Origin of the sequence: Streptomyces sp. NRRL F-5630 (assembly GCF_000719475.1) — a bacterium.
In the GTDB taxonomy this organism is placed as follows: domain Bacteria; phylum Actinomycetota; class Actinomycetes; order Streptomycetales; family Streptomycetaceae; genus Streptomyces.
Map to the genome: position 1 here is coordinate 1 of NZ_JOGO01000073.1, position 18044 is coordinate 18044.

The following is an 18044-nucleotide window of genomic DNA, read 5'->3' on the forward strand; positions in this document are numbered from 1 at the left end:
GGTTTCGGGGCTCCGCCCCGGGCCCCGCTCCTCAAGCGCCGGAGGGGCTGGGATGTGGGGGCCGTGAGGGGCTGGGATGTGGTGGCCGCGAGGGGCTGGGATGCGGTGGCCGTGAGGGGCTGGGGTGTGGTGGCCGTGAGGGGGTGGGATGCGGTGGCCGGGAGCGTGACGGGCTGGGTGGAGGGGGCGGGCGTTGAAGGGGCCGGTGGTGGGGGCGTCGGGGGTCAGTCCACCACGTGGCCTCCTTCCTCCTTCGCGCTGCACGAGGCGCGGAAGGCGCAGTGGTCGCAGTGGGGGCCCGGGGTGGGGCGGAAGCGTTCGTCGAGGACGCGGGCCGCGGCTTCCGTGAGGAGGCCGGGGAGCCAGTCGCCCTCGGGGGGGTCCTGGGACTGGACCTTCGGGGAGAGGGGGTCCTTCCGGGAGGCTTCCAGGCGCAGGTGGACCAGTTCCGCTCCGCCCGGCGTCAGGGGGCCCACCGCGCCTTCGGCCACCGCGCGCTGGTAGACCGCCAGCTGGGGGTGGTGATCGACCTCGGCCGCCGTGGGGGCGTTCTTGCCGGTCTTGAAGTCGACGACGTACGCCCGGCCCCGCGTGTCGGCGTCGACGCGGTCCATCGTGCCCCTGATGCGGATCTCGTGGTCCCCTGCGGGGAGCGTCACGTCGAAGGGGTGCTCGCTCGCGACCGGGGTGCGGCCCGTGCGGTCCAGGACGTGCCAGCGCAGGAAGCGCTCCAGGGCCGCGCGCGCGTTCTCCTTCTCCTGCGCCGACTTCCACGGCGCGTCGAAGGCGAGGCCGTCCCACACCGTGTCGAGGCGTTCCATCAGGACGTCCAGGTCGGCGGGGCTGCGTCCGGTCGCGACCTCGTCGGCGAGGACGTGGACGACGTTGCCGAAGCCCTGCGCCGTGCTCGCGGGCGCCTCGGCCCGTACCTCCCGGCCCAGGAACCACTGGAGCGCGCACACGTCCACGAGTTGGCCGAGCGCGCTCGCCGAGAGCGCGAGCGGCTGCGCCGGGTCGCGCACGGGGACCTCGTTCACCGTCTCGTCGGCCAGGCCCCACCACGTCCCCGGGTGGGCGGTCGGCACGAGGGGCCTGCCGTCGCCGTCGGTGAGCGCGGCGAGGCGGGCGAGGCGGCGCGCGGCGGCCTCGCGCAGCGCGGGCGAGGCGTGCGGGTCGACGGTCGTCGCGCGCAGTTCGGCGACGAGCGCGGGCACGGCGAGCGGGCGGCGTGGACGGACGGTGAGATGGCGCGGTGCGACGTCGAGTTCGGTGAGGAAGCGCGAGGGCTGGTCGCCGTCCTCGGCCGGGGCCTTCACCGCCGTGACGACGAGACGGTCCGCCGCGCGCGTCGCCGCCACGTAGAAGAGCCTGCGCTCCTCGGCGAGCAGCGCGCCGGGCGTGAGCGGTTCGGCGAGGCCGTCGCTGCCGATGCGGTCCGCCTCCAGGAGCGAACCGCGCCGCCGCAGGTCGGGCCACACGCCTTCCTGCACGCCCGCGACGACGACGAGCCGCCATTGCAGGCCCTTCGCGCGGTGGGCGGTCATGAGGCGGACGGCGTCGGGGCGGACGGTGCGGCCCGAGAGGGTGTCGGCGGCTATCTCCTGCGCCTCGGTCTCGGCGAGGAAGTTGAGCGCGCCGCGCCCGCCCGTGCGTTCCTCGGCGCGCGCGGCGGTCGCGAAGAGCGCGCACACCGCGTCGAGGTCGCGGTCCGCGTTGCGGCCGGCCGCGCCCCCGCGCCGCGAGGCCCGCTCCAGGCGCGTGGGCCACCGCGTCCCGTTCCACAGCTCCCACAGCGCCTCCTCCGCCGTGCCGCCCTTCGCGAGCAGCGCGCGCGTCCCGGCGAGCAGGAGACCGAGCGTGCGCGCCGCCTTCGCGTACGCGGCGTCGTGCGCGATGAGCCGTTCCGGCTCCGCGAGCGCGCGCGCGAGCAGCACGTCCGAGGGGGGCGGTACGGGGTTGCCGGCCGCGCGCTCCTCGGCGCGCAGCGCCCGCCCGAGGCGCCGCAGATCGGCCGCGTCCATGCCGCACAGGGGGGAGGCGAGGAGGTCGAGGGCGGTCTCGGTGGCGATCCAGGAAGGCTCCGGGGACGGTTCGGGTTCCCCCGTCTCGCCGCTCGCCCCGGCCTCCGCCGTCCCAGCTCGTGCCTCGGCCGCCCCCGCCTCGCCGCGTGCCTCGGCCATCACCGTCTCGCCGCGCGCCTCCGCCTCCGCCGTCACGCGCAGGGCCGTCAGGAGGGGCTGGACCGCCGGTTCGAGGCGGAGCGGGAGTTCGTCGCCCGCCGTGTCGACGGGGACGCCCGCGGCGGTGAGGGAGCGCCGCAGGGCGGGGAGGCGGTGGGCCGCGCGGAGCAGTACGGCCATCTCGCCCCACGGCACGCCGTCCTCCAGGTGGGCGCGGCGCAGGAGGTCGGCGACGTGTTCGGTCTCGGCGCCCGGGCTCGGGCACGTGTAGACCTCGACGCTGCCGCCCTCGCGGGTGGGCAGGGGGGCGCGGTGGGCGCGGACGGCGGCGGCGGGGAGGCGGGTGAGGGGGATGCGCAGGGTCAGGGCGCGGGTCGCGTCGAGCACCCGGCGCGCCGCGCGGCGCGCGGTGGGGAGCACGACGACGGCGGCGGGGGCGCCGCTGGTCGTGCGGAAGGTGTCGGAGAAGCCGAGGATGCCGTTCACGTCGGCGCCCCGGAAGGCGTAGATCGACTGGTCGGGGTCGCCGAAGGCGAGGAGCGTGCGGCCCTGTCCGGCGAGCGCTTCGAGGAGGCGGACCTGGGCGGGGTCGGTGTCCTGGTACTCGTCGACGTAGACGGCGTCGTACGCGTGCGCGAGTTCCCTCGCGACGTCGGGGCGGCGGGCGAGGAGGTCGGCGCGGTGGACGAGTTCGGCGTAGTCGATGACGCCCTGGAGGTCGAGCACGTCGAGGTACTCGGCGAGGAACGCGGCGGCGGCCTGCCAGTCGGGGCGGCCGGTGCGGCGCGCGAAGCGGTGCAGGGCGGCCGGGTCGAGGCCGAGTTCGCGGCTGCGGGCGAGCACGGCGCGTACCTCGTCGGCGAAGCCTCGCGTCGTCAGGCAGGCACGGAGCTGACCGGGCCAGCGGACCCGGCCCCGCCCCTGGGCCGCGAGGGCGATCTCGCCCTCCAGGAGTTCGCGCACGGCGAGGTCCTGCTCGGGCCCGGAGAGCAGCCGGACCGGGGAACCGTCGGGGCCGGCCTCCTGGTGGGCCCGGACGAGGGCGTAGCCGTAGGAGTGGAAGGTCGTGGCGCGGGGGGCCGAGGCGGGGCCGATGCGCAGGGCCATGCGGTCGCGCAGCGAGACGGCGGCCTTGCGGCTGAAGGTGAGGACGAGGAGGCGTTCGGGGTCCGCGCCCGCCTCCACGCGGGCGGCGACGGACTCGACGAGCGTCTCGGTCTTGCCGGTGCCGGGACCCGCGAGGACGAGGAGAGGTCCGGAGGCGTGCTCAACCACCGCCCGCTGGTGCGCGTCCAGAGGGACGGGGCCCGGCGGGGTCCGCGGGGTGCGCACCAGCCGGTAGCCGCCCGCGCTCCGCCGCCCGGCCCATGGGCGCGCGGCGTGGGACGAGGTGCGGGAGGAGGTGCTCACTGTGGTTGGCCGGTCCTGGTGGGGTCGTCGGGGGTTCGACGCTACGTCCCTCGTGGGGGCGGGGCGAAGTCGTGGGGCGGGGCCGCGGGTGTGTGCTTGCGCACGGGCACGGCCCTCACTCCTCGACCCCGTGCCACCGGGCCCCGCGCACGTCGACGCGGGGGAGGTGGTCCTCGCTCACGCTCGGGCGCAGCGGGGTGCCCTCCGCGTGGTAGTGGGCGAGGGCGCGGAGTTCGTGGCCGGGGAGGAGGGTGCCGTCGGAGCGGACGACGCGCCACCAGGGGACCTCGTCCCCGTACAGGGACAGGACGCGGCCGACCTGGCGCGGCCCGACGCGGCGCGGGGGCTCGCCGGGGAGGCCGAGGTCCTCGTGTTCCCTGCGCTCCTCCTCCAGCCAGGCGGCGATGTCCCCGTAGGTCATTACCCGTCCGGGCGGGATGCGCGCGGCGACGTCGAGCACCCGGTCGACGTACGGAGGGGCCGGGGGTCCGGGGTCGTGCTGCTCGCTCATCCCGCCCATCCTGCCGCACGCCTCCGACAGCGGGGGCGGTCTCCACGTCCGGGGCCGACACGACGGCGATGGGGTCCCCTCCCGGCGCGGGCTGCGGGAGGGTGTCAGGGGGCGCGGGCCCTGCCGCCCACGCTCCCGAATTGCACCCTGATGCCCCAGGGTGCGGTCAGGCCGTGCCACCATCGTGCGGGCGGTGACAGGTGATCCCGAACCGACAAGTACCCGAGACTTCCGAGACCCCGAGGCGGCAGAGCGTGCGATCCGAAGAGCCGGACAGCTCTGCCGGCGTGTCTCCCCGCCAGGAACGGGACCCGCGGGGACCGGCCCCGCGGGAACCGGCCCCGGGGGTACCGGCCACGGGAGAACCGTCCCCGGAGGAGCGGGCACCGCACGGCGGCCCGGACGAGACCCGTGGCGCGGACGACACCCGCACCCCGGACGGCCCCCGCACCCCGCCAGGCGGCACGGAAGAGACCCGTGCCCCGCACGGCGGCGCGGACGGACCCCGCACCCCGCCAGGCGGCACGGACGAGGCCGCCCCCGTGCCTCTCCGCAAGGCTTCCGCCAAGGGGCACGCCCCCCTCGCCGTCGGCGCCCACCCCTCCCCCTCCCCCGAGCCCGAGGTCGTGCACGCCGACCAGGTGGAGGGGGACGAGCCGCTGCTGCCCGCGCGCGTGCACCGCCCGTACGACCTGCTGCGGCTGTGCGTCGGCGTGCTCGCCCTCGCGGTCGTGCTCGGCGTCGCCGCCTTCGCGCACGGGACGACGTCCGGGCTCGAACAGGACATCAACAGGGGGACGGGCGAGGCACCGGATCTGCTGATCAAGTTCGCCGGGCTCGCCTCCAGCATCGCCGTGCTGCTCGTGCCCGTCGCCTTCGCGATCGAACGGCTCGTCAAACGGGACGGGCTGCGCATCGCCGACGGCGTGCTCGCCGCCGTCCTCGCGCACGGCGTGACGCTCGCGACGGACCTGTGGGTCGCCGACTCGGCGCCGCAGTCGATCAAGGACGCGCTCACCCAGCCGTCCCCCGCCGACGTCCACGTCCTCACCGACCCGGTGCACGGCTACCTCGCCCCCGTCATCGCGTACATGACGGCCGTGGGGATGGCGCGCAGACCGCGGTGGCGCGTCGTGCTGTGGGTCGTGCTGCTGCTCGACGCCTTCGCGATGCTCGTCGTCGGCTACACGACGCCGTTCTCCATCGTCCTGACCGTGCTCATCGGCTGGTCCGTCGCCTACGGGACGCTCTACGCGGTCGGCTCGCCGAACGTGCGTCCCACCGGGCGCACTCTGCTCGCCGGGCTGCGCCACGTCGGCTTCCGCCCCGTCTCGGCGGCGCGCGCCGCCGAGGACGCCGAGGAGGCGGAGCGCGGGCGGCAGTACTTCGTCAGGCTGGAGGACGGGCCGCCGCTCGACGTCACCGTCGTCGACCGCGAGCAGCAGGCGCACGGCTTCTACTACCGCGCCTGGCGCCGCCTGACCCTGCGTACCGTCACGACGGGCCGCAGCCTCCAGACGCTGCGCCAGGCACTCGAACAGGAGGCGCTGCTCGCCTACGCGGCGATCGCGGCCGGGGCCAACGCCCCGCGTCTCATCGCGACGTCCGAGCTCGGTCCCGACGCCGTCATGCTCGTCTACGAGCACACCGGGGGCCGCAGTCTCGACGCGCTCCCGGACGCCGCGATCACCGACGCGCTCATGCGCGACACGTGGCGGCAGGTGCGGGCGCTCCAGTCGCGGCGCATCGCGCACCGCAGGCTCACGGGGGACGCGATCCTCGTGGACCGCGAGGGGACCGTGATCCTCACCGACCTGCGCGGCGGCGAGATCGCGGCGGGCGACCTCGTGCTCCGCATGGACGTCAGCCAGCTCCTCACCACGCTCGGCCTGCGCGTCGGCGCCGAGCGCGCGGTCGCCGCCGCCGTCGACGTGCTCGGCCCGGACAAGATCGCCGACGCGCTGCCGCTGCTCCAGCCGATCGCGCTCTCCCGCTCCACGCGCGCGACCCTGCGCCGCCTGAGCCGCGAGCGCGCCGAGCGGGAGCGGCAGGCGGTGCTCTCCGCCGCCGAGGCGCGCAAGGAGGCCCGCGGTGAGGCCGGGGAGGCCGAGGAGAGCGGGCGCAAGGCGGCCCGCGGCGAGCGGCAGGCGCAGAAGCGCGCCATCGACGAGGCCATGGACGAGGCCCGCGAGGAGGACCTGCTCGCGCAGATCCGCCACGAGGTGCTGCGCGTCCGCCCGCAGGCCCCCGTCGAGCCCGCCCGCCTGGAGCGCGTGCGCCCGCGCACGCTCGTCACCTTCATCGCTGGCGCGATCGCCGCGTACTTCCTGCTCGCGCAGCTCAGCACGATCGACTTCGACAAGATCCTCCACGAGGCGCGGTGGGGCTGGGTCGCCGCCGCCGCCGCCTTCTCCGCGCTCAGCTACGTGGCCGCCGCGATGAGCCTGCTCGGCTTCGTGCCCGAGCGGGTGCCGTGGCCGCGCGCGATCTCGGCGCAGGTCGCGGGCTCCTTCGTGAAGCTCGTGGCGCCGCCCGCGGTCGGCGGTCTCGCGCTCAACACGCGCTTCCTCCAGCGCGCGGGCGTGCGCCCCGGGCTCGCGGTCGCGAGCGTGGGCGCTTCACAGCTCTTCGGGCTCGCCTCGCACATCGTGCTGCTCCTCGCCTTCGGCTATCTGACGGGGACGGAGAAGACGCCCTCGCTCTCGCCGTCCCGCACCGTCATCGCGGGTCTGCTCACCGCCGCCGTGCTCGTCCTGGTCGTCACCGCCGTACCGTTCCTGCGGCGCTTCGTGGTGACCCGGGTGCGTTCGCTCTTCGCCGGTGTCGTGCCGCGCATGCTCGACGTCCTCCAGCGCCCCTCGAAGCTCCTCACCGGCATCGGCGGGATGCTCGCGCTCACCGCCTGCTTCGTGATGTGCCTGGACGCCTCGGTGCGGGCGCTGGGCGGTTCCTCGACGCACGTGAGCCTCGCGAGCGTCGCCGTCGTCTTCCTCGCGGGGAACGCCGTCGGCTCGGCCGCGCCGACCCCCGGCGGCGTCGGCGCGGTGGAGGGGGCGCTCTCGGTGGGGCTCCTCGCCTTCGGCGTGCCGCTCTCGATCGGCCTTCCCTCCGTCATCCTCTTCCGCCTCCTCACCTTCTGGCTGCCGGTCCTGCCGGGCTGGCTCTGCTTCAACCAGCTCACCCGGAGAGGCGCACTGTAACCGGGTACACGGTCCGGGCCGGCCTCACCCGCCCGGCCCCCGCCCCGAGCGCCTCCCCCGTACCAGCCCCCAGGATGGGTCCCATGCCTCACTCGCTCCCGCCCCGCCGCCCCTCCCGCCGTGCCCGGCCGCGCGCCGGGGCCGCCGTCCTCGTCGGTCTGAGCCTCGCCGTGTCCCTGACCGCCTGCTCCGACGACAGCGGGGGCGGCGGCGGGCCGACGAACGGCGCGAGCGGCAGCGATCCGCGCGGGCAGTCGCTGAGCTGGAAGAGCTGCCCGGCCCCCGACCAGGCCCAGGGCACCGGCGACAAGCCGTCCCCCCTGCCCGGCGGGACGCGGTGGCAGTGCGCGACGATGCGGGCGCCGCTGGACTGGAAGCACCCCAAGGGCGCCTCGATCGACCTCGCGCTCATCCGCGCCAAGGCGAAGGACCAGGGCAAGCGCATCGGCTCGCTCGTCTTCAACTTCGGCGGCCCCGGCGGCTCGGGCGTCGCGACGCTCCCCGCCTTCGGCGACACCTACGAGACGCTGCGCACCCGCTACGACCTCGTCAGCTTCGACCCGCGCGGCGTGGGGCGCAGCGCGCCCGTGGAGTGCGAGCGGGACAAGCGGCTCGACCAGTACTTCGCGCAGGACAACACCCCCGACGACGAGGCCGAGCGCAACGAGTTCGTCACGGCCACCAAGAACTTCAACGCCGCGTGCGAGAAGAACTCCCGCGCGATCCTGCCGCACGTCTCGACGACCGACGCGGCGCGCGACATGGACCTCCTGCGGCAGGTGCTCGGCGACAAGAAGCTCCACTACTTCGGCATCTCGTACGGCACCGAGCTGGGCGGCGTCTACGCGCACCTGTTCCCGAAGAACGTCGGCCGGGCCGTATTCGACGCCGTCGTGGACCCCACCGAGGACAGCGCGCAGGGCTCCCTCGGCCAGGCGAAGGGCTTCCAGCTCGCGCTCGACAACTTCGCCGACGACTGCGTCAAGCAGGGCGAGGACTGCACGCTCGGGAACAGCCGGGCCGCGATCGAGAAGCGCGTCGCGAAGCTCCTGAAGGACCTCGACAGCAAGCCCCTGCCCGGCCTCGGGGAACGGCGGCTGACGCAGTCGGCGGGCACGGGCGGCATCGCGCAGGCCCTCTACTCCAAGGACTACTGGCCCTACCTGCGCGAAGGACTCCAGCAGGCGTACGACGGCGACGGGCGCGTCCTGATGGCGCTCTCGGACGCGATGAACGGCCGCAACGAGGACGGCAGCTACTCCAACATCACCGCCGCGAACGTCGCCATCAACTGCGCCGACGACAAGGAGCGGTACTTGATGGCGGATGTCGAGAAGAAGCTCCCGGAGTTCCGCGAGGCGTCCCCGGTCTTCGGCGACTTCCTCGCCTGGTCCCTCGTCAGCTGCACCGACTGGGCCGTGCGCGGCGCCGCCTCGCACCCCGACGTCTCGGCCCCGGGCGCCCCGCCGATCCTGGTCGTCGGCAACACGGGCGACCCGGCCACCCCCTACGAGGGCGCGGCGCGCATGGCGAAGCAGCTCGGCAAGGGCGTCGGCGTCGAGATCACGTACAAGGGCCAGGGGCACGGCTCGTACGACAGCGGCGACCCCTGCGTGCGCAAGGCGGTGGACGGCTACCTGCTGGACGGGACGGTGCCGAAGGCGGGGACCGTGTGCGGGTGAGCCGGAGACGGGTGACCGCGCGCCGGCGAGCGCACCCATGACCCCCGGAGCGTGACCGGAAGATGACTGTCAGTGGCGGCTCGTACGATGGCGGACACCGCGTCAGGGCGGCGCGGTGCCCGCGAGGTTCTCTCGCGAGGCGGGGAGGGGAGCGGCACGTGCGGGGTACGGGGGCTGTGCGGCGGTACGGGAACGGGGCGGCGCTCCGGCGCGGGGAGGGCGTGACGCTCCGGCGGCCGGCGGAGGGGCCGTGGGGTGTCGTGGCCCTCGTGCTCGCGCTACTCGTCGTGCTCGGCGGGTGTGCGGGGGGCGGCTCGGGAGGCGAGGAGCGGGGCGACCCGGGGCCCGCATCCCCCTCCGCCTCGGCGCCAACCCCCTCCTCCTCCGCCTCTCCCGGTCTGCCCCGTGCGCTCACGGGACAGAAGCTCGCGTGGAAGAAGTGCGCGGCGAGCGAGGGGCACGCGGCGCCGGGGCGCGAGTGGCGGTGCGCGAAGCTGACCGTGCCGGTGGACTGGGCGGAGCCGACGGGCGACACACTGCGGATGGCGGTCATCCGCGGCGCGGCGACGGGCGAGCGGCGCGGCTCGCTCGTCTTCAACTTCGGCGGCCCGGGCGGTTCGGGCGTGAGCCTGCTGCCGCTCTTCGCCGCCGGGTACGGGACGCTGCACCGCGCGTACGACCTGGTGAGCTTCGACCCGCGCGGCGTCGGCGGCAGCGCGCGGGTGGACTGCCGCGACGACGCGGCCGTGGCCCGCGCCGAGCGCACCGTCGACCTCACCCCCGACACCCCCGCCGAGGAGCGCGCCTTCCTCGCCGACGCGCGCGCCTTCGGGAAGAGCTGCGCCAAGGCGACGGGCGCGCTGCTGCCGCAGCTCACGACGGCGAACACCGCGCGGGACCTCGATCTGCTCCGCACGGTCCTCGACGAGGCGAAGCTCGACTACTTCGGCGTCTCGTACGGGACGGAGCTGGGCGGCACGTACGCGCACCTCTTCCCGCGACACGTGGGCCGCATGGTCCTCGACGCGGTCGTGGACCCGGCGGCGGACACGGTGGAGCACGCGAAGGGGCAGGCGCGGGGCTTCCAGCGGGCGCTGGACGCGTACTTCCGTTCGCTCGGCGAGGACCCGAAGGCGGGTACGGCGAAGGCCGCCGCGCTCCTCAAGAAGCTGGACGCGCGTCCGCTCCCCGTCGGCAGCCGCGAGCTGACGGAGTCGCTGGCCGTCGTGGGCCTCGTCTCGCCGCTCTACAGCGAGGCGTCCTGGCCCCAGCTGACGCGGGCGCTCGACGCCGCCGAGGCCGGCGACGGCGCACCGCTCCTCGCCCTGGCCGACTCCTACAACGACCGCGACCCGGACGGCCACTACGGCAAACAGGCGCAGGCACAGCGCGCCATCTCCTGCGCCGACGACCGCACCCGCCCCACCGCCGCCGAGGCCCGCGCCCGCCTCACGGAGTTCCGCGCGATCTCCCCCGTCTTCGGCCCCTACCTCGGCTGGGACACGGCGGGCTGGTGCCACGACTGGCCCGCGAAGGGCGACCGCACCACCCCCGAGGTCTCGGCCCCGGGCGCCCCGCCGATCCTGGTCGTCGGCAACACGGGCGACCCGGCCACCCCCTTCGAGGGAGCGGCCCGGATGGCGCGGGAACTCGGCGAGGGCGTGGGCGTCGAGCTGGTCTGGCACGGAGAGGGCCACGGGGCGTACGGGAGCGGAAGCCGGTGCGTGGACGACACGGTGGACGCGTACCTGGTACGCGGCAAGGTGCCCGCCCCGGGCAAGGAGTGCCGCTGACGGCGGCGCCGTCGTCACGGGACTCCGCCCCAGAAGGCGGGCGGCCCTGCGCGCAGGGCCGCCCGCTCCCGCCTAATACACCGGCTTCTCCGGCTCGATCGCGTTGACCCAGCCGATGACGCCGCCGCCGACGTGGACCGCGTCGGCGAAGCCGGCGGACTTGAGGACGGCGAGGACCTCGGCGCTGCGCACGCCGGTCTTGCAGTGCAGGACGATCTTCTTGTCCTGCGGGAGGTCCTGGAGGGCGTTGCCCATCAGGAACTCGTTCTTCGGGATCAGGCGGGCGCCCGGGATCGAGACGATCTCGTACTCGTTCGGCTCGCGGACATCGATGATGTCGATGTTCTCGCCGTCGTCGATCCACTCCTTGAGCTGCTTCGGAGTGATCGTCGAGCCCGCCGCCGCCTCCTGCGCCTCCTCGGAGACGACGCCGCAGAACGCCTCGTAGTCGATGAGTTCGGTGACCGTGGCGTTCGGGCCGCAGACCGCGCAGTCGGGGTCCTTGCGGACCTTGACCTCGCGGTACTTCATCTCCAGGGCGTCGTAGATCATCAGGCGGCCGACCAGCGGGTCGCCGATGCCCGCGAGGAGCTTGATGGCCTCGTTGACCTGGATCGAGCCGATCGAGGCGCACAGCACGCCGAGCACGCCGCCCTCGGCGCAGGAGGGCACCATGCCGGGGGGCGGGGGCTCCGGGTAGAGGCAGCGGTAGCAGGGGCCGTGCTCGGACCAGAAGACGGACGCCTGGCCGTCGAAGCGGTAGATCGAGCCCCAGATGTACGGCTTGTTCAGCAGGACGCAGGCGTCGTTGACGAGGTACCGGGTCGCGAAGTTGTCGGTGCCGTCGACGATCAGGTCGTACTGGCTGAAGATGTCCATCACGTTGTCGGCTTCGAGCCGTTCCTCGTGCAGGACCACGTTCACGTACGGGTTGATGCCCTTGACCGTGTCGCGCGCCGACTCGGCCTTCGGGCGGCCGATGTCGGCCTGGCTGTGGATGATCTGGCGCTGGAGGTTGGACTCGTCGACCTCGTCGAACTCGACGATGCCGAGGGTGCCCACTCCGGCAGCCGCCAGGTACATCAGGGTCGGCGAGCCGAGGCCACCCGCACCCACGGCGAGGACCTTGGCGTTCTTGAGCCGTTTCTGTCCGTCCATCCCGACATCCGGGATGATCAGATGGCGCGAGTACCTGCGGACCTCATCGACGGTGAGCTCAGCGGCTGGCTCGACCAGGGGTGGCAGCGACACGGCAACTCCGTTGGTCGGTTTTTCGGAAGACTGCTTCTGCTCGTAACAGTGCCATGACGCTTTTCATTCCGAGACACCACGTCCGTTCCGCGAGACGATTTCGTCCCAGTAGCCGGGCAGCGTCGCGAACACCCCCATTTCGCCCTCCTCTTGGGACGGGCGGGGGCGCCGGTCCGTGACCAGTACGGTGCCCGCGCCCTGCCAGCGGGCGAGCCGCAGCGCCTCCTCGACACGGGTCGCGGGAAGCGAGTGGACGAGGTGGCAGAAGCGGTCGGCGGGGAGGTCCGCGGTCCACTCCGGGGGCCGCGACCAGCGGTAGCGGCTCCAGGGTCCGCTGAAGGTGACGAGTTGGGCGCCGAGGTCCGCGTAGCCGGGGTGCGGGGGGACGCCGTGGCCGAGGACGACGTGGGCGGGGCCGAGCGCCCGCACGCGGGCGAGCAGGCCGGTCACGGCGGGGAGCCACCGGGCGTCGGCCGGGCAGCGGCGCAGGTAGTAGCCGTCGACGTGGTACCAGTCGCGCCAGGCGCGGGCCTGGGCGAGGACGAGGTGCGGGTTGGCCGCCCCGTACGCGAGGTCGAGCCGTCCGAGGACGAGCGCGGCCCCGGGCCCGCGCCGCCTGCGGGCGTTGCTGATCCGCCCGGCGGCGAGCAGGCAGGCGGGGTCGGGCCGCTGACCCGGCCCGTTGTCCACGTCGAGGACCACCCAGTGGACACCCGCCTCCTCGCGCAACGGCTCGGCCCACTCCCCCGGCGCGAGCAGCGGGTGCGGCAGCGCGGGCAGGGCGAGGCGCGGGCCGGGGGCAGAGGCCGGGGCGGGGCCCGGCGAGAGGCGGGGGAGCGCGCGTTCCGGGGAACCGGCGGGGCACGCGGGGCGTGGGAGAGGCCCCGCCTCCGCCCGTTCCCCGTGCGCCGCCCCCGGCCGCACCGGCGCGCTCCCGTCACCGGTCACCGGCGCGCTCCCGTCACCGGTCACCGGAGCGGGCCCGCCGCCCGGCACCGGGGCGGTCCCGTCCCTCAGCCCCGGCGCGGTCCCGCTCCCCTGCCGCTGCGCGGTCTCGCTCCTCGGCCTCTGCGCCCTCCCGCTCCCGGGCTCCGCAGATACGATTCGGCGCCTGCCGTGGCCGAGTGTGTCCCGTGGCTCGTTCTTCACGCGACCGCCCCCTCCCCCGGGGCGGAGCCACCGGCGGGCGCGCCGCTGTGGTTCCACCCCGGGGATGCGGTCCGGCCCGTGCGGACATCCGGGCCGGTCACATCCGGCATGCCGCCTCCATCCAGATGTCCGCGAGGGATTCCTCCAGGTTGATCCTGGGCCGCCAGCCGAGCCGGTCGCGCGCGGTGCGCACATCGGCCTGCTGCCAGGGGCCGCAGCCGTCGGGATAGGGGTGGGGGGCGGCGGGCGCCGAGAGGGTGTGGTCGGATTCGCCGCGCGGGTGCCCGATCGCGGGGCGGAGCGGCCCGTGGCCGCCGTGGTGCTCGCGGATCGGGAGCCCCGGACCGAAACCGGGGGGCGAGTCGAGTTCGTGGAGGGTGCCGTTGAAGCCGGCGACGCGGGCGAGGATGCTCGCCGCCTCGCGCAGCCGTACCGCGCGGCCCGAACCGATGTTGACGACGCCCTGCGCGGCCGAGAGCGAGGCCGCGTGGACGGCGCGCGCGACATCGCGGACATCGACGAAGTCGCGCTGCACCCCGAGCCCGCCGAGCTTCAGCTCGGTGTCCCCGGACTGCATGGCGCGCCGCATCGCCTCGGCGAGCCGCCCGAGCGGGGACCCGGCCGGAGTGCCGGGGCCGACGGGCGAGAAGACGCGCAGCACGACGGCGTCGAGGCCGGAGCCCAGGACGAGTTCCGTCGCGGCGAGCTTGCTGACCCCGTAGGGGCCGCCGGGGCGGGGCACCGCGTCCTCGGCGGTCGAGGAGCCGGGCTGGCTCGGCCCGTACTCGGCGCCGCAGCCGAGCTGGACGAGACGCGCGCCGCAGCCGCTGCGCCGCAGCGCCTCGCAGATCGTCGCGACGGCGACGGTGTTGTGCCGGGTGAGGTCGCGCGCGCCGCCCCGTACCGTCCCCGCGCAGTTGACGACGACGCCGGGGTGGACGGCGTCGAAGAAGCGGGTGAGCGCCCCGGGGCTGCCGGTGGCGAGGTCGAAGCGGACGTCGGCGTCGTCGCCCCGGCCCAGGACGGTGAGCTGGACGGCCGGGTCGGCGAGGAGGCGGTCGGCGACGAAGCGGCCGAGGTAGCCGCCGGCTCCGATCAGCAGAACCCTCATCGGGCACCTCCGGGGGTGGTGAGGGTGGGGGTCATGGCGCGTTCTCCTTCGGGCGTGGTGCCGTGGGTCGGTTCGGCCCGCGGTGTCGGCTCCGCGGGAGGGGGAAAGGGTCTGGGGGTCACCGGGGCTCGTCCGGCGCGTCCGCGGCGGCTTTCGCGTGGGCGGAGGCGCGGGAGAGCGCGGGGACGGTGCGGACGAGGAGCGTGAGGACCGCGAGCGAACAGGCGAGCGCGGGGACGGCTCCCGTGCCGCCGACTGCGGTGAGGCGTTCCACGGGGGTGGCGAGCGCGGCGGCGCCCGGGAGCCGCGAGGCGAAGAGCGAGGCGAGGGCGAGGAACTGCCCCGCGCAGGCGAGGAGGAGCGCGGCCCGCGCGGCCTCCGCCCTGCCGTGCTGGACCATGAGGCGGGCGAGCAGCAGCAGCGCGCCGAGGCTTCCGGCCGAGAGGAGCCCGGTGGCCTGGTGCAGGGCCGCGGCGCTGACGCCGAGGAGGCCCCACAGGGTGCACAGGTAGAGGGCGAAGAGCGCGAGCAGGAGCGGCCACACGGCGGCGGCGAAGTCGTCGAGGCTGCGACTGCTGCCGAGGCGCCTTCCGGCGCCGCGCCGGAAGGCGCGCACGCAGGCGGCGGCGGGCACGAGCGAGGCGAGCAGCGCGAGCAGCGGCGCGGTGCGCGGGGCCCAGGAGCCGTCCGGGCCGCCGCTGATCGCCTGCGAGATCAGCCCTTCGCCGTAGAGCGCCGCGGCGAGGAGGAGCAGGACGTACGCGACGGTGCCGGGCGCGGCGGGGAAGGGGCTGCCGAGCGGGCCCCGGCGCAGGCAGGCGCGCAGCGCCAGGAGGACGGCGATGCCGGTCGCGGCGGCGAGCGCGAGGCGGGGCCTGCCCGCCGTGTGCGGCCAGGCGGCGAGCCCGGCCGCCGCGAGGAGAGCGGGGAGCGGCAGGAGGAAGAGGCGTGCGAGGGCCCGGCGGCCACGGGCGCGGGGGGCCGCGGGGCGCGCGTGGAGTTCGGCGGCCACGTGGTCCTCGGTGTGCGGGGCGCGCGCGTACATCTCCTCGGCGAGGGCGAAGACGTCACGGTGCCGGTAGGCGCGGGCGGTCCGCTCCGTGACGCCGCGCGCTTCGAGCCCGGCGGCGATCTCCAGCGGGTCGACGGCGTCGGCGCACAGGTCGTGGTGGATGAGCATGAGGCTCTTGACGGGGTCGACGGCGGAGGCCGCGGCGGCGGGCGACGCGGGGCCGGGAACGGCGGGGTCAGGGCCGGGCGCTCCCGGCCGCTCGCCGTCGGCCTCGCCCGTCGGCGTGCGGGTCGGGCTGCTCATCGGGGGGTCTCCAGGGCGCGTCATCGGGTGGCCTCCATGGCCCGCCCGGTCGGGGTCAGGTCGCGGGCCGCCCAGGACGGGACGCGGGCGCCGGGGACGCGGGCCTCGGCGGGGGGCCCGGGGAACGCGGGGCGCTCTTCGGTGAGGTCCTGGTAGATCGCGCGGAAGGCGGCGACGTTCTGCTCGACGGTGAAGAGTTCGAGGGCGCGGGCGCGGGCCGCCGCGCCGAGCAGCGCGCGGTGCTCGGGGTCGCGGAGCAGCCCGAGGCAGGCGGCGGCGAGCGCGGCGGGCTCGCGGGGCGGGACGACGACGCCGGTGCCGCCGACGACTTCGAGCACGGCGCCGACATCGGTGGAGACGGTGGCGCGGGCGCAGAACATGGCCTCGACGAGGCTGATGGGGAAGCCTTCGACGGTGCTGGACAGGACGACGGCGTCGGCACCCGCGTAGACCTCGGCGAGGTCGGGGCCGGGCACGGACGCGGGCACGGCACCGGACCCAGGCGCGGGCTCGGGCACGGCCCCCGCCCCCGGCGCGGACTCGGGCGCGCCCCCGCTCTCGGCCTCGGCCCCGTCCTCCCCGCCCCGTGCGTCGAGGTCGAAGCGGACCGGGCAGGGGCGCCCCCCGGGGTCGGCGGGGAAGAGTTCGGCGGTGAGGGCGCGGCAGGAGTCGAGGTAGGCGCGGGCCGCGTCGTCCTCGGCGGTGCCGACGAGACGCAGTGTGGCGCGCGGCTCCGCCTCGTGCACCGTCGTGAAGGCGCGCAGGAGCGTGTGAAGGTCCTTGGCGGGCTCGATCCGCCCGACCCACACGAGGTCCCAGCCACTGCGAGGCGCGCTCTCGTCGAAGGGCGGTACGGGGCGGGGCGCGGCCTCCGCCGCGGCGCTTTCCCGCGCGAAGGCCCGCACGAGCACGGGTGCGCGCCGCTCCCCCGGGCCCCGGTACGGCCGCGCGCGCCCGCCGAGCGGCTCGACCTCGCCCGGCACGTAGGCGATCCGCACCTCGACGGCCTCGGCGGAGCACGCCTCCGGCGCGGCCGGGGCCTCGGCGTCCAGGGGCACGGCACCCCGCGCTCGCCCGGCCCCGGCGCGGCTCTCGCCCACGGACTCGGTGCCGCCGGACCTTACGGGCGCGGCGCCGACGGCGCCCACAGCCTCGACGCCTCCCGCCCGCGCGGAGTCGCCCCCGCGCGGGCGGCCGGACGCGCCGCTCGGCGCGGCCCCGGCGACCCGCGCGAAGCGCTCGGCGTCCATGCCCGGGTACACCGTGCGGAGCTTCGCCGGGTCGGCGCCGCAGCGTTCCTGCCAGCGGCGCGCGTGGGCGTTGCCCGCGGTGACGAGGGACGCGGCGCGGTAGACGTCGGCGGCGAGCGCGCGGTGGAAGCCGCCGAGCACGGCGCGCACGGGGGCGCCGAGGGTGCGCGCGGTGGTCGCCTCGTCCTCGTCGAGGTGGCGGGCGCCGTCGAGGTAGAGGGTGCGCAGCCGGACGCCGTACTCGGTGACGAGGAGCGGGACCCCGTGCAGGTGGTGGGTGAGGAGCCCGGGGAGCGCGGCGATGCCGCCGCTCGTGGCGTGGCACAGGGCGACACCGCCGAGTCCGTCCTCGTCGTACCAGTCGAGCGCGAGCGGACGCAGGGCGCGTTCGAGGAGGTCGGCGACGAGGAGGAGGTCGGGGACGCGGGCGCGGCGCGCGGCGGGGACGGCGCCGGGGGCACGGCAGGCGTGCTCCAGGACGCGCACGGCGGCCTCGGAGCGCAGCAGCCCGGAGAGCGGGCCGTGGTCCTGGGCGAGTGCCGTGAGGCCGAGGAGGGCCTCGGTGAAGGGGCTCGTCACGGGCGGTGCGGGCGCGGGGGCCGTGGCGGGCGCGGAGGAGGTCGTGGAGGCGATCCCGGCGAGCGCGGTGAGACCTAGGAGGCCGCCCGGGGCCTTCGCGGGGCCCGGCGCGGGCGGCGCGGGAAGCGGCGGCGGGGCCGGGGCCGCCGCCGCGCACGCGGTGGTGGTGAGCGCCGCGAAGTGCTCCAGGGCCGCACGGCGCACGCGGCGGCCGGGACGCGGCCACTCCTGCGGCGCGTCCCACAGCGCGGCGGTACGGACCCGGTGCACGTGCGGGGGCAGGCGGACCCAGCCGAGGTCCTCCTGACGGCTGCCGCGGCTGAAGGCGTAGAGGTCGAACGCGTACGTGTCGAGGCCGCGCACGAGGCGGTCGCACCAGAGCCTCGCCTCGCCGTCGACGTACGGATAGCCGCCGTCGGTCAGCAGTCCTATGCGCACGGGCGCGCACCCCCGATCTCCCGGTCACGGGGCCGCCCTTCGGTCGGCGACCCACAGCGGGACGAAGGTATGCGCAGGTACGGGTGGTCCGGCGGACGGTTGTCCGTCGGACCACCGGAAGGGGTGAAGAGTCGTAACCAATCCCGGGCGGGGGCGTTTTAGGGGCGCGAAAGCG

General features: G+C 75.8%; 10 protein-coding genes. 3 read left to right on the forward strand and 7 right to left on the reverse strand.

The window, feature by feature from the left end; all coding sequences use genetic code 11:
- Positions 1 to 224 precede the first annotated feature (224 nt).
- Together IF99_RS0125220 and IF99_RS0125225 are read right to left on the reverse strand one after the other, a co-directional pair.
- Entirely contained in the window at positions 225 to 3590 is a 3366-nt protein-coding gene (locus tag IF99_RS0125220) for an ATP-dependent helicase (RefSeq protein ID WP_030999660.1), read from the reverse strand.
- A 115-nt stretch (positions 3591 to 3705) separates the two neighbouring features.
- On the reverse strand, positions 3706 to 4101 hold the full coding sequence (locus tag IF99_RS0125225) for an MGMT family protein (RefSeq protein WP_030999662.1): 396 nt from the start codon (positions 4099 to 4101) through the stop codon (positions 3706 to 3708).
- Between the two features lie 287 nt (positions 4102 to 4388).
- On the opposite strand from IF99_RS0125225, the gene IF99_RS0125230 reads away from it, so the two are divergent.
- The 3 genes from IF99_RS0125230 to IF99_RS0125240 all read left to right on the forward strand — a co-directional run bounded on the left by IF99_RS0125230 (position 4389) and on the right by IF99_RS0125240 (position 10776).
- Positions 4389 to 7301 (forward strand): lysylphosphatidylglycerol synthase domain-containing protein, encoded by a 2913-nt coding sequence (locus tag IF99_RS0125230; protein WP_030999664.1) that lies wholly within the window; start codon positions 4389 to 4391, stop codon positions 7299 to 7301.
- A gap of 83 nt (positions 7302 to 7384) precedes the next feature.
- Positions 7385 to 8983, forward strand: a complete 1599-nt coding sequence (locus IF99_RS0125235) for an alpha/beta hydrolase (protein WP_030999666.1) — start codon at positions 7385 to 7387, stop codon at positions 8981 to 8983.
- A gap of 221 nt (positions 8984 to 9204) precedes the next feature.
- Positions 9205 to 10776 (forward strand): alpha/beta hydrolase, encoded by a 1572-nt coding sequence (locus IF99_RS0125240; RefSeq protein ID WP_107049011.1) that lies wholly within the window; start codon positions 9205 to 9207, stop codon positions 10774 to 10776.
- A gap of 72 nt (positions 10777 to 10848) precedes the next feature.
- Here the strand turns inward: IF99_RS0125240 and moeZ are convergent, their stop codons facing one another.
- The 5 genes from moeZ to IF99_RS0125265 all read right to left on the reverse strand — a co-directional run bounded on the left by moeZ (position 10849) and on the right by IF99_RS0125265 (position 17869).
- Entirely contained in the window at positions 10849 to 12027 is a 1179-nt protein-coding gene (gene moeZ / locus IF99_RS0125245; protein WP_030999670.1) for an adenylyltransferase/sulfurtransferase MoeZ, read from the reverse strand.
- 63 nt (positions 12028 to 12090) lie between these two features.
- The gene (locus IF99_RS0125250) at positions 12091 to 12807 is read right to left on the reverse strand and encodes a spherulation-specific family 4 protein (RefSeq protein ID WP_051703682.1); all 717 of its coding nucleotides are present in this window, start codon (positions 12805 to 12807) and stop codon (positions 12091 to 12093) included.
- A 466-nt stretch (positions 12808 to 13273) separates the two neighbouring features.
- A complete protein-coding gene (locus IF99_RS0125255; RefSeq protein WP_030999674.1) occupies positions 13274 to 14287 on the reverse strand; it encodes an NAD-dependent epimerase/dehydratase family protein in 1014 nt (337 codons plus the stop codon).
- A gap of 118 nt (positions 14288 to 14405) precedes the next feature.
- Entirely contained in the window at positions 14406 to 15602 is a 1197-nt protein-coding gene (locus IF99_RS0125260; protein ID WP_030999676.1) for a hypothetical protein, read from the reverse strand.
- A 20-nt stretch (positions 15603 to 15622) separates the two neighbouring features.
- On the reverse strand, positions 15623 to 17869 hold the full coding sequence (locus IF99_RS0125265) for a DUF3492 domain-containing protein (protein WP_030999678.1): 2247 nt from the start codon (positions 17867 to 17869) through the stop codon (positions 15623 to 15625).
- Positions 17870 to 18044 lie beyond the last annotated feature (175 nt).

Coding starts and splice junctions, on each gene's coding strand:
- IF99_RS0125225 (WP_030999662.1), bottom strand. CDS start 4,101: ATGAGCGAGCAGCACGACCCCGGACCCCCGGCCCCTCCGTACGTCGAC.
- IF99_RS0125235 (WP_030999666.1), top strand. CDS start 7,385: ATGCCTCACTCGCTCCCGCCCCGCCGCCCCTCCCGCCGTGCCCGGCCG.
- IF99_RS0125255 (WP_030999674.1), bottom strand. CDS start 14,287: ATGAGGGTTCTGCTGATCGGAGCCGGCGGCTACCTCGGCCGCTTCGTC.
- IF99_RS0125260 (WP_030999676.1), bottom strand. CDS start 15,602: ATGAGCAGCCCGACCCGCACGCCGACGGGCGAGGCCGACGGCGAGCGG.